Raw genomic sequence first — 12,308 nt, 5'->3', positions numbered from 1 at the left:
TGATCCTGGAAAATGACCGCCTGGACCAGTATGATATGTCATCTTTGGTCTATTGTTTCTGCGGAGGGGATGTGCTGCCGGGTAAGGTCATGAACCGGTTCAAAGAAAAATATGATCTTCCCATATACCAGGTTTACGGCTCTACAGAAGTGGGTCACGTGACCTACAGCAAAATAGGAACTCCACCAACATCTGGCTCCATCGGGTATCCTTTGGAAAGCCGGGAATGTATTGTGGTGGACCCGGTTACACTGGAATGTGTTGAGGACGGGGAAAACGGTGAACTTTTTGTCACCTCGCCCTATGCATTACAAGAGTATTATGAGAAACCAGATGAAACAGAAAAAACCTATGTAAAGGTCAATAACAAAATCTATTGCAGAATGGGCGATTATGTCAGCTGTAAACCTGATGGTGAACTGGTTTACATGGAAAGATCGGCTGATGTGATCAAGCACAAGGGTTACAGGGTATCGGCTTCTGAGATCGAGGCCGCGCTACAGGATCATCCCACGGTTATTAATGCCTGCGTCATAGGGATTCCTGATGAAAAGGTGGGGGAACGTATCAAGGCCATTGTGGTGCTTAAGGAAGATGCAAGAGGTGTCGGCGGTGTTGAACTGATCCGGTGGTGCAGTGAACGCCTTGCATCCTATAAAGTACCAGGATATGTTGAATTCCGTGATATGCTGCCCAAATCAAAAGTCGGCAAGCTGTTACGTCGTGAAGTCAGAGATGATGAGAGAAGAAAAATGTCAAAAGAGACTCGATCAGCCTGACAGACCATTTAATTGGCAAAATCTCTGTATTGGAAAAACAAATGGACAGCAAACATATCATCAAACAGGTTGATATCATCAGGATTAAAGATAACAAGAAAATCCTGATGAAAGACAGCATTATTGATGAAGAAATTCTTGAAATATTTATTAATAAAAACAAAGTCTTTCAGATGGTGTTTTCCATGACGGATATTGAGGCACTTGCGGTGGGGTTTTTATTTACCCAGGGCATTGTTCATAAAAAAAAAGATATAGAGGCCATTAAGGTTTTTAAAGAAAAAAACCAGTGTCATATAACGCTGGGTGACCGGGCGAAAGAAAGGTTAACCGAATTTAAAAAGGGTCGTCAGATCAAAGGATCATCCGGCGGCACACTGTTACAGAACCAGGCAGATCTTTTTTTATCCTGCCCAAAGGATCACTTCAGTATCACTTATGATCAGGTCCTCTCTTTGATTCAAATGCACTGGGACCATTCCGAACTGTTTCATAAGACTGGCGCCGTTCACAGCGCCGGGCTCTGCAATTCGTCAAAAATCCTGTCTTATTATGAAGATATTGGCCGGCACAACGCCCTTGATAAACTGGCAGGGGATATCCTGTTAAAAGAGATAGATACTATAGATAAGATTGCAACTGTCAGTTGCAGGATGTCCCTTGAAATAATTGGCAAAATAATTAAAACCGGAATTCCCGTCGTTATTTCCAATACTGCGCCTACCCTTTGTGCCATTAAACTTGCAGACAAAGCAGGGCTGACCGTTGTAGGGTTTGCAAGGAACAACCGGTTTAATATCTACACCCATGAAAAAAGAATTCAAGCGTCAGTACCGGATGAAGTCAAGTACCTCGATTAATCAACAGATAATGCAAGACTTTGTGCCACCTCTTTTTTCTTTTCTTTAGAATACAATAATTCAACAAGTTTCAATGCAAAATCGCATGCTGTTCCGGCTCCCCGGCTGGTGATACAATTCCCATCCACAACAACATTTGATTCGATAATATTGCCATTATCAATCATATCCACAAACCCGGGATGGCAGGTCACCTTACCTGGGGTGACAAGCCCGTGATGATGTAGTACAACCGCGGGCGAAGCACAGATGGCAGCATAATATTTTTGCTGGTCTGCCTGTTTTCTAAGAAGAACTTCAAGTTCTTTTGAATCCCTCAGGTTATGCGCCCCGGGGATACCGCCCGGAATGGCAATCAAATCAAATTGTTCATCCATACAGTCTTTGATCAGTCTGTCAGCTTTAAATTCGATTCCCCCTGACGCTTTGATATTAATCTCATCCACAGATGCTGCAATAACACTTGCACCTGCCCGTCGAAGAACATCAATGATGGTGATGGTTTCCATTTCCTCTACACCCTGGGCCACCGGAACAAGGACTTTTTTTTCCATGATATGCTCCTTTCCTTTTTTGAAGTGTAACCTTAAATCCGCAGGTCTCAAGCATTACAGTCATATCCCTTGCATTGTTGACAGGATTTTTCAAGGATTTTTTTCAGGGAAAAGAAGTCAACGTGTTCAGATTATGACAGCTTCCTTTGTTTTCACCCAGCCGACTTTACCTTTTGAAAACAATATTTTCAAATAGCCGTCTCTTTGTTCTTCAACACTTACACGGGTTCCTGCATGAAGGCTGAACAATTTTGTAGAGGTGTCTGTCACACCTGAACGAACCGCTGCTTCTTCCAGCACAATGACTGCGTAAAGCTGCACAGACCGTTTATAGTAATTCACGCATGTGATGGCTGTGACCAGAACAAATATAGTACATAGGATGATGCCTGTTCCTGAAAAAACCCTTTGTTTTTTCAGGACTTTAATTGCCGCCCATGTGAAAAAAGCAAAGGAAAAGAAAATAGCTGTAATCTGAATTGATTTTTCAGGGATCAATTTGTCCCAGAAAAAGAGGACATCCATGATATCCACTGAATTTTCTTTTTTATCTTTCACAAGGGTGTTGGCATACTCAAGGTTGAAATTCAGATCAGGATCATTGGGGGCCAAAACCTTTGCTCTTTCATACCATAAAACGGCATGACCGATATCATTGGCTTTCAGATATGCATTGGCAATGTTATAAAAAAGATATGGATTCTTGATAGGGCTTTTTGCGACCGCTTCAAACTTTCCGGCTGCCTCTTTGAAATGACCGGCCTTGTAATTTTTAATCCCGTCTATAAATGTGGCTGTGGAATCAGCCATTGCTTTTTGCGGGACAAAAGAAAACACCCCCAGACAAACCAATGCAAAACAAAGCAGTTTCATTACCTGTTTTGTCTTTGACAAAAGCTCTTTTGCTTTGTTTTCATCGATTTGCTTTCCACCAAATCGAACAGATTCAATTGTTTCAAGCAGATGGGTGATCTGGTCTATTCGGATGTTATCCACATTGGCCCTGGTTAAAATGGTTTGGGCTTCTTTTATCGTGACGGTTTCACCCCTTTTTCCCCCTTTGGCCAGGATGAGGGCCACCAGGCTTGAATAAAGATGCCCCAGGAAGCCTTTTTCCTCACTGCCCATTTTCCGGGCCTGTTTTAAATGATGCCTTGCCTTTTCTTCCATTACCTTTTCAACAGATAATTCCTTTTTTGTAACCATGGTAAAAAGTTTAACCCCTGAAAACAAGATTGCAGGCATCGACAACAATAAAACAAAGAAGAAAGGATTAATTTCCCTGTAATCTTCCAACACCGCAAGCCCCTCTTTTATTTCCAGAATATCTTTATTGACAAGGGAGACCTCTTGTTTAACAACGGATTTATCCGTTGTTCGATTCAATGGTTTGACGGCAAGGTGCCTTTCTTCAGACGGGATAACATCAATTTTGATTTCATCGGTTAAAACCTTTTGATAAGCTTTTCTGTCCACATCAAAATAGATCAGGGGAACCTGTTTGATCACATATTTCCCAGGATTAACAGGGACAATGGCTTTCTTGAATATCTTAACACCCTCATATCCAGCCTCTGTCAGATGAATGGTTTCAACCGGGTTATCATCATATACTTTAAATGCCTCGTCATTCAGGTCAATTTCAGGAAGGCTTGCATCCATAATATTTCCTGATCCTGAAATTTTAATGGTGAGCGTAGCCGACTCCCCGGCTTTAAGATTTGTTTTATCCATATTTCCCTCAATACCAAAACGACCAACAAGACCTGAAAACTTACCTTGACCCTGATATGGGGGAACAGGGGAAACTTCAATTTTGACCGAATTTGAAACCACCCGTATGGGTTTAAAGCTGTTAGATGAAAAAAATGAGTCATTAAAAAAAGAATCGAAGCGCGGATCACGATTTGATTTCACCATCACCCTGGCTATCAGAACTGCAGGATCAATATTGAACGTTCCCGGCCTGGCAGGGATAATGACATAGTTGACCTCGGAGACATTGTAAAGGATACCCTTAATGTTCAGGGTATAGCTTTTTTCCTTTTCAAATGGCTTTGATGAAAAATCATTAAATTCAGGCGGAGTTTCAAACCCCAAACCTGACAATTTTTTTGAAGTGAAAAATTTCAAAGTATAGACCGTCTGCTGCCCCACAAAAAGGCGGGTGTCTGCTACATCAGCCCTGGCAAACAATGCCTTGATATCATCGGTTTCCACCACCCGGCCTGATACATGGATGACAATTTCCCTGGTAAAGGCTGTTTGGCCATCCCTTGTGGCCTTTATGGCAGGAATCTTCAATTCCCCTTTTGATAGCGGAATCAAAACATATTGATAGGTTGCCTTTCTTTCGGATTTGCCATTAATATAATTATAACTTGAAGAAGACCCACGGGATATCACCTTGAAATCCTTGACCATGGAAAAATCCAGGTCTGCTTTCCCGCCATTGACCTCCACCTTTAAAAAGATAGAGTCATCCTTAGAAATCCTGGTTTTGTCCACATGGGAAGTAACATCAAAACAAAAACCGGTCGCAGATATTGTCATTAGCAACACTATTGAGATGAAAAAAATTCTTTTCAGATTCATATTATTACCAGTCTTTTTCAACATATTGTTTCTGTAACACAGGCATCATTGCTTTTCCAGGTTTGTCTTCAAGCCTGTTGAGCATATTTTCCATATTCTTATTTGACTGTTCAGGCCGTTTTTCTTCAGGGACTGCATTCTTGTTCTCCTGGGGTTGAGATGGTATTTCCTCAGATTTATCTTCCTGCTGATTTTGTTCTTCCGGCTGTTTTTTGTCTTGTTTAGAATCCTTGTTCTGCTCTTTCTTATCCTGATTTTTATCCTGGCTTTGCTCTTCCTGCTTGCCTTGTCCTTCTTTTTTCTCTTTGTCATCCTTGTCTTTATCGGATTTCGATTTTTCTTGCTGCTGCTCCTGCTTTTTTTGTTTGACAAACTCCAGGTTTTCTTTTGCTTCCTTGTCCTCGGGAAATTCTTTTAAGATATTTTCATACCCTTTGATGGCATCATCAAGATTCCCCATTCGATAGTCTGTGTTGGCAAGGTTATACCGTGCATCATGGCGCAGCTTGATATCCTCTATTTTTGCAGCCTGCATGAAATTTTTTTTAGCCTGTTCATACTCTTTATTCATATAGGCAGCCGCGCCAATATTATAATAAAGCTTTGCGTTTTCCGGATTCTCAAGCTGGGCATCAATAAAATGCTTTTTAGCCTGTTCATAGTTTTGCTCGTCAAAGGCTTGTATTCCCTGTTTGACACTGGAAGAAACCGTTTTTGCATAAGCAGGTCCATTCTGAAAAACAAAAAAGCCGGCGCCAAACACAAAAACAAATATAAACAATCCTTTTAATTTCTTTTTTGAAGACAAAATGAATTCTATCAGCAATAAAACCAGACACGGAAAAAGAAACCATTGATACCTGTTTTCCCAGACTTTTTTCTTCCCTGATGTAAGGGTCTTTCGTTCCATGGTCCCAAGGATCCTGTCCTTATAAATCAGATCAAGATCCATATCCCCGGCTACGGACCTTACATAGGCTCCACCCGTTATTGTGGCCAGTTTTTCAAGACCCTTTTCATCCACCTTTGAAAGGATAATATTGCCGGATATATCCTTTTTAAACCCGCCGCTTTCATCGGGTATGGGTGCGCCCTGAAGATCTCCGACCCCGATACTGAATATTTTAATTCCCTGCTTGGCCATCTCTTTAGCTGCCTCTTCCACATTACCCGAGGTACTTTCTCCATCCGTAATAACAATGATGGCTTTCTGGGTATCAGACTCTTTTTCAAAACCATCATAACATGTCTTTATAGCTGCATCGAGATTGGTTCCGCCAACCGGCAGAAACCCGGGTTCCAGAACCTTTAAAAAAATATTAAATGCTTCATGGTCAAGGGTTAGAGGGCACTGGAGGATAGCACGTCCTGCAAATGCCACAAGCCCTGCCCTGTCGGATTTCATCATGCGCAACAGATCAATAATTTCTCTTTTTGCCCGCTCAAGCCGGTTGGGTTTAATGTCCTGTGCCAGCATACTTTTCGAGCAGTCAAGGGCAATCATGATATCCACCCCTTTTTGCGTTGTCTTTTCCCATTTGTATCCCAGTTGCGGCCCTGCCAGGGCAACGATAGCAAACCCGGAACCAATGGTGATCAAAACGGCCTTTATCCATCTTCTTTTGGGATCAAACCCCGGAACAATTAAAGAGAACATGTTCGCCTTAGCAAATCCGAAAAGTATTCTTTTTCTTTTCAAAATACCATATACCATCATACCGAACACCGGGATTAAAGCCCATAATAAATTCAACAGATATGGATTGGCAAGTTTCATTTACGGTATCCTTAAAAACCTTGTATTACTCAAAACAATATTAATAAGAAGAATGATCAGGCCGGCCATGAGCAACCCGGGATACAATTCCTTGTACTCCACCCATTTTTCAACGTCCACCTTTGTTTTTTCAAGCCGGTTGATCATCTCATAAATCTGCCCAAGGGATTTTAAGTCCCCGGCTTCAAAAAACCCGGCCTGTGTTTCCTTAGCAATTGTTTTCAAGGCAGTAAGATCCACATCCACTTTTTGATACACATACCGTTTGCCAAACAGGCCATCCACAAGAAACGGGGCTTCTCCTTTTGTTCCTACCCCGATGGTGTAAATTTTCACTTTTCTCTGGGCGGCAATCTTTGTTGCATCCTGCCAGGAAAGTTCCCCTGAATTGCTTTTCCCATCTGTTAACAGAATAATAATATTGGATTTGCTCTGAATATCTTCAAGCCGCATTAATGAAATTCCAATGGCATCTCCAATGGCTGTTCTGGGTCCTGCCGCTCCGATTTTCAGCCTGTCCAGAATAAAGGCAATGGTGTTATAATCCCGGGTCAGAGGCAACTGAGTAAAGGCATTTGATCCAAAGACGACCATGCCGATACGGTCCCCTTCCCGTTTCATGATAAACTCCCGGACCACAGTTTTCACCGCCTCAAGCCGTGTTACAATCTTTTTGTCCTTTTTGAAGTCAAGGGCCCGCATGGATTCAGAAAGATCAAGGGCCAGAATAATATTAACTCCTTCTGTGGTCACGTTTATTTTTTTATCCCCCCACTGGGGTCTTGCAAGGGCAAGAATCAAAAGAATCAGAGCTATTATTTTTAAAAAAGGCACCAGTCTTGAGAGCGTCACCATAAAAGATTGAGAAAGCGGTTCAACGCCTTTTAACGAGGATACCTTGATATGGCTGGCGCTTTTCTTTCTAAGCTTTAGGAACCAGACAAGGACAACCACAAAAAGCAACAATAAAAACAAAGGAGAGGCAAACCTGAACATTATTGAGCCTCCTCTTCTTTTTCCTTAAGTTTTATCAGGTCTTTTTCTATTTGATGAATCTTTTCTTTGATAAATAAGAGATCTTCTTTTACCTGGTCTTTTTCAGGGACAGTCCCGGCATATTTGAAAGGATCGGACAATTTGAAAAACCTTGCAATATCTCTTTTTACCGCTTTATCAAGGGTAAGCCGGTTGATGCGTTTGACAAACTCCTGTGATGTCATCTCTATGGCATTGATGTTATAGGAGCGGCCGATATATTGTCGCAGGACGGCTGTCAAATCAAAATAAAAGAGTCTTGGATCAACCATTTCTTTTTGAAAGAGAAATTCGAGCTCCTTTAACGCGGCTTCATACGGTGCCATGGGTTCGGGAAGATATTTCAGGCCCTTAGGTTGTTTTCTTTTTTTTAACCATTTTCTTATCAAAAAAAACAGAACCACTAAAACAAGGATTCCCCCCAACACCATTAGGATGATTTTAAACAGCATCGGATCAAAACCAACCTGGACCGGGGGTCTTATGTCATGGATGTCCTGCATTTACCTCAACCGCCTCTCCCTGAATCTAAAATATTGCAGCAAGGTATCAGATACGGAAGCCCCGGCTTCAAGTTCGATCACATCACTTTTGGCTTTGGAAAAAATACTCAATATTTTTTTGTAGTGTGACCGCTTTCTGGATGTAAATTCTTCCCGGATCTTTTTATTAAATCCATCAAAAACCAATTCATTGGAGGTTTCAAAATCAGACAGGGTGATAATTCCTTTTAAAGGAAGTTGGAACGACCCTTTATCATATATCATTACCCCAATGACCTCATGTCGTTGCCGAATAGTTCTCAGACTTTTCAAATAGCCATCATCCAGAAAGTCGGACAGGACAAAGACAAAAGATCTTTTCTTGGATATTTTTGCCAGATAGTCCAGGGCTGCCGATATATGAGTTCCTTTTCCCTGGGGTGAAAAAGTAAATATCTCCTTGATCACCCGCCAGATATGGCTGGACCCTTTTTTAGGCGGTATATATTTTTCAACCCGGTCCGTAAAAAAAATCGCCCCCACTTTATCACTGTTTTTAATGGCATTGAACGCAAGAACCGATGCCACCTCGGCGGCTCTCTCGAGTTTTGGCCCCGAAAATGTCCCGAACTTCAAAGATGAACTCATGTCAATCAGCAGCATGACTATGCTTTCGCGCTCTTCCTTGTAAAGTTTTACAAAGGGCTTGCCAAGCCTTGCCGAAACTTTCCAGTCCAGTGTTTTAACATCATCTCCCGGGCAATACTCCCTGACTTCTTCAAACTCAATACCCGAGCCTCTGAATACGGATTTATACTGTCCTGCCATGATACTGTTTACCGTGCGGCTGGATTTAATGTGTATCCGCTTTATCTTCTTAATAATATGCGCCGGGATCATCTGATGCTGCTTCCCTTAGGGTACTTCAACCGAATCAAAAACAGTCTGGATGATATCGTCACAACAGATATCTTCTGCCTCTGCTTCAAAACTTAAAATAATTCTGTGCCTCAATACATCCGGCCCCACAAGCTTGATATCCTGGGGTGTGATATAAGCCCTGCCTGATAAAAATGCATTTACCCGAGCGGCTTTTGCAAGGAAAATAGTGGCCCTTGGAGATGCACCATACTCGATATATTCGGCCACATCCATCCCGTATTTCTCCGGCTGCCGCGTGCTGAACACCAGGTCTACAATATACTCTTTGAGTTTTTCATCCACATAGATCTGATCGATCAATTCACTCATAGCGGCAAGCTGGTCACAATTGATGACCGCCTTTATGGCCTCGGGCTTTTGAAAGCTGTTCTTTTTAAGAATCTCGAGTTCCTGAGACTTGTCGGGGTAGTCAACCCGCACTTTAAGCATAAACCGGTCCACCTGGGCTTCAGGCAAAGAATAAGTCCCCTCCTGTTCGATGGGATTCTGGGTGGCAAGAACCAGAAAAGGAGAAGGCAACGGATAGGTTTGGTCTCCTATGGTTATCTGCTTTTCCTCCATGGCTTCCAGGAGTGCGGACTGGACCTTGGAAGGCGCCCTGTTGATTTCATCTGCCAGGATAATATTGTTAAACAAAGGCCCTTTTCTCGTAATAAAATCAGATGTTTTGGGGCGATAAATTTCAGTACCGGTCAAATCAGCCGGAAGAAGATCCGGGGTAAACTGGATTCGCTTGAACTGCGCCTGTACAGCAGACGCCAGGGCTTTTACTGCACTCGTTTTTGCAAGCCCGGGGACCCCTTCAATAAGGACATGGCCTCCAGTTAAAAGTCCTGTCAAAAGACTGTCCACCAACTTTTCCTGTCCCACAAGTTCCTTTGAGATCTCATTTCGGATACTGCTGATTAACAGATGATTTTTCTCTATTGATTCTTTGATCTGTTCCATAATCCTTTATGCCCATATTATAGATTTACACATAATAAACCCTGACAAAAAACAATTTTTTTAATAATAAATTTTAATTAATATAGTATTTGGTAACTAAAGTATCAAGAAATGAAGCAAGTACGGAATAAGCCTTAATTTCTTACTTGCTTATCAGTTGATCAGTGTAAAGGGATGAAGTGATCTTTATCACTTTTATAATATGATTCCTAATAGCCTTTTTATTCTTTAACGGATAATGGCGAAACGTCATTAAAATACCCGTTATCGATGCAATAAATGAATGGGAATACATCCTTGCATTCTCTTTTTTTACACCGTGTCTTACCAGAAGCTGTTCAAAAAGATCAAAAGAGATTTTGGTGACCGAATCAAACTTGCCCATAACAGGATTTGCCAAATTGTTTTTCAGCATCAGATATGTCATCATCTGAAACGTGGACTCATTTTCAATAAGGTGATCAACAAATTTTATGGCAAACTCTTCAATGCTTGCCGGTTTATCCTTGAGCACCATTGATTTAAATGTTTTACTGGCAGAAGAAATATCCTGGAGAAACGCTTCATTAAAGAGTTCTTCCTGGCTTGAAAAATATCTATAAATGGTTGCGGGAGAAATACCTGCTTCATCGGCCACTTCCCGCATGCCCACTTCATAAAACGGTTTTTTTGCAAAAAGTACCAAAGCAGATTCAATGACAATCTGTCTTCTTGCCTCCTTTTCCTTTTCTTTCAGCTCTGCAAATCTTGATTCAGCCACAAATATTTAACCCTTCCTATGCATATTATAGATTCAATAGTCTTTTTGATTTATCATTTGTTTAATCGTCTGACAAGGCAAAAAATATTTCTTCACACAAGAGCAACGCAAATATTGACGATTCTTCCGGCAATTGATATATAGAGATTTTAATTGAAAATTATAAAATAATTTTGCTATGGAAACTATCATCAACAGAGACCTGTTTGACTTTGAGATCGGGTATTTAATCAAAAGCCCGTGCCTCAATTGTAAAAGAAAATCAAAACTTCCAAAATGTCATACAGACTGTCTTGTTCTGGATAAAATCCAGACAACACTTGCACGAGGCATCTCTTCCCAGTCTTCCTCTTACGAAAGTTAACTGCTTTTGAATCCATCTTTTTTTTCTAAAAAATCCAATTGCCTTGTAAAAAAATATTTGTCGTTAAAAATTTTTAATGCCCTTGAACACCAGAAGACTGATTCAGGATTTACCCTGGCGCAGGCCATCAATTCAGGGATAAAAAATTCAGACAGTTCCATTGGTGTTTATGCCGGAGATGCCCAATCCTATAAAACCTTTTCGCTGCTTTTTGATCCGATCATTTGTGAATACCATGAATTTTCAAAAAATAAAAAACATAAACCGGATATCAGCCGGCTTATCCTTCCCAGCCTTGATCCGGAAGAAAAATATATTAGGTCTACACGGATAAGAGTTGCCCGGAACCTGAAAGGATTCAGTTTTCCCTGTCACATCTCCTTATCCCAACGCCGCAAACTTGAAAAAAAAATTGTTTCAGCTTTGGATCGGTTAAAGGATGATCTTAGAGGGAAATATTATTCCTTTGAATCTATTGATGAAAAAGAATTGAAACGGCTTAAAAAGGAAAACTTGTGGTTCCAGAAAGGAGACCGGTTTCAGGATGCAGCAGGAATCAATTCTGATTTTCCCAAATGCAGGGGCATATTTCACTCTTTTGACAAACGATTTATGGTCTGGGTTAATGAAGAAGATCACTTAAGGATCATCAGCCTGGAAAGGACATCAGATATTTCAAGTGTTTATAACCGCCTTTCCAGAGCGCTTCCGACATTAAACCAAAACCTTGATTTCTCCCGGGATAAGACATACGGGTATCTGACATCCTGTCCCACAAACATCGGCACATCCATGAGGGCCGGCGTACACATCCGGCTTGAAAAACTTGAACGAAATAAAGACCTTCTCCATGATCTTGTTCGGACATATAATCTCCAAATCCGGGGAACCGGCGGGGAAAAAACAAAGATCAGACATGCGGTGTTTGATATCAGTAATCGCCAAAGATTAGGGATTTCAGAATCCAGGATCATTCAAAATCTTCATAACGGTCTTTTAGCCATTATCAAGGCTGAACAAAACCTTTAACGCTCTCCCCTTCCTTAATTTATGGCATAAAAATTGCAGAAATTAATTGTTTTAAATTAAACCTCGGGCTATGCCCGAGCGACCCTAAAAGGTTTTACCGTTCCGGCGTGGAAAAAATGTGATAAAGGTTCTTCCCCGGGAAAGCTCCAAAGGGAGAAGAGAGGAAGAACCTATGAGAGATTG

The 12,308-nt window shown here is 41.3% G+C and carries 11 protein-coding genes; 3 read left to right on the top strand and 8 right to left on the bottom strand.

The features are described from left to right. Together QAI40_RS14805 and fdhD are read left to right on the top strand one after the other, a co-directional pair. The coding region (locus tag QAI40_RS14805) for a class I adenylate-forming enzyme family protein (protein ID WP_304511736.1) at nucleotides 1-779 on the top strand (779 nt) is incomplete at its 5' end. Between the two features lie 41 nt (nucleotides 780-820). Next, nucleotides 821-1,639: a formate dehydrogenase accessory sulfurtransferase FdhD gene (gene fdhD, locus QAI40_RS14800; protein WP_304511735.1), complete on the top strand. Its 819-nt coding sequence runs from the start codon at nucleotides 821-823 to the stop codon at nucleotides 1,637-1,639. On the opposite strand, the gene QAI40_RS14795 is transcribed toward fdhD, so the two are convergent. The 8 genes from QAI40_RS14795 to QAI40_RS14760 all read right to left on the bottom strand — a co-directional run bounded on the left by QAI40_RS14795 (nucleotide 1,636) and on the right by QAI40_RS14760 (nucleotide 10,732). Further along, the gene (locus QAI40_RS14795; RefSeq protein ID WP_299980677.1) at nucleotides 1,636-2,193 is read right to left on the bottom strand and encodes a DJ-1 family glyoxalase III; all 558 of its coding nucleotides are present in this window, start codon (nucleotides 2,191-2,193) and stop codon (nucleotides 1,636-1,638) included. The genes fdhD and QAI40_RS14795 overlap by 4 nt on opposite strands. Before the next feature lie 126 nt (nucleotides 2,194-2,319). After that, nucleotides 2,320-4,746 (bottom strand): BatD family protein, encoded by a 2,427-nt coding sequence (locus QAI40_RS14790; RefSeq protein WP_299980679.1) that lies wholly within the window; start codon nucleotides 4,744-4,746, stop codon nucleotides 2,320-2,322. Nucleotides 4,747-4,792: 46 nt separating this feature from the next. Next, nucleotides 4,793-6,565 carry a VWA domain-containing protein gene (locus QAI40_RS14785; RefSeq protein WP_299980681.1) on the bottom strand — a complete coding sequence of 591 codons (1,773 nt, stop codon included), beginning with the start codon at nucleotides 6,563-6,565 and terminating at the stop codon, nucleotides 4,793-4,795. Further along, entirely contained in the window at nucleotides 6,566-7,561 is a 996-nt protein-coding gene (locus tag QAI40_RS14780; RefSeq protein WP_299980683.1) for a VWA domain-containing protein, read from the bottom strand. Further along, nucleotides 7,561-8,103 carry a hypothetical protein gene (locus QAI40_RS14775; RefSeq protein ID WP_299980685.1) on the bottom strand — a complete coding sequence of 181 codons (543 nt, stop codon included), beginning with the start codon at nucleotides 8,101-8,103 and terminating at the stop codon, nucleotides 7,561-7,563. Before QAI40_RS14775 ends, QAI40_RS14780 begins: the two co-directional genes overlap by 1 nt. Next, nucleotides 8,104-8,982: a DUF58 domain-containing protein gene (locus QAI40_RS14770; RefSeq protein ID WP_299980687.1), complete on the bottom strand. Its 879-nt coding sequence runs from the start codon at nucleotides 8,980-8,982 to the stop codon at nucleotides 8,104-8,106. It lies immediately after the preceding gene. 15 nt (nucleotides 8,983-8,997) lie between these two features. Next, on the bottom strand, nucleotides 8,998-9,972 hold the full coding sequence (locus QAI40_RS14765) for an AAA family ATPase (protein WP_299980689.1): 975 nt from the start codon (nucleotides 9,970-9,972) through the stop codon (nucleotides 8,998-9,000). A gap of 142 nt (nucleotides 9,973-10,114) precedes the next feature. Further along, nucleotides 10,115-10,732 carry a TetR/AcrR family transcriptional regulator gene (locus QAI40_RS14760; protein ID WP_299980691.1) on the bottom strand — a complete coding sequence of 206 codons (618 nt, stop codon included), beginning with the start codon at nucleotides 10,730-10,732 and terminating at the stop codon, nucleotides 10,115-10,117. Nucleotides 10,733-11,102: 370 nt separating this feature from the next. Here QAI40_RS14760 and QAI40_RS14755 point away from each other — a divergent pair, with 370 nt between their 5' ends. Further along, nucleotides 11,103-12,125 carry a phosphagen kinase gene (locus tag QAI40_RS14755; protein WP_299980695.1) on the top strand — a complete coding sequence of 341 codons (1,023 nt, stop codon included), beginning with the start codon at nucleotides 11,103-11,105 and terminating at the stop codon, nucleotides 12,123-12,125. Nucleotides 12,126-12,308 lie beyond the last annotated feature (183 nt).

Origin of the sequence: Desulfobacula sp. (assembly GCF_030611305.1) — a bacterium.
Classification (GTDB): domain Bacteria; phylum Desulfobacterota; class Desulfobacteria; order Desulfobacterales; family Desulfobacteraceae; genus Desulfobacula.
This window is presented reverse-complemented; position numbering and strand designations above follow the sequence as displayed.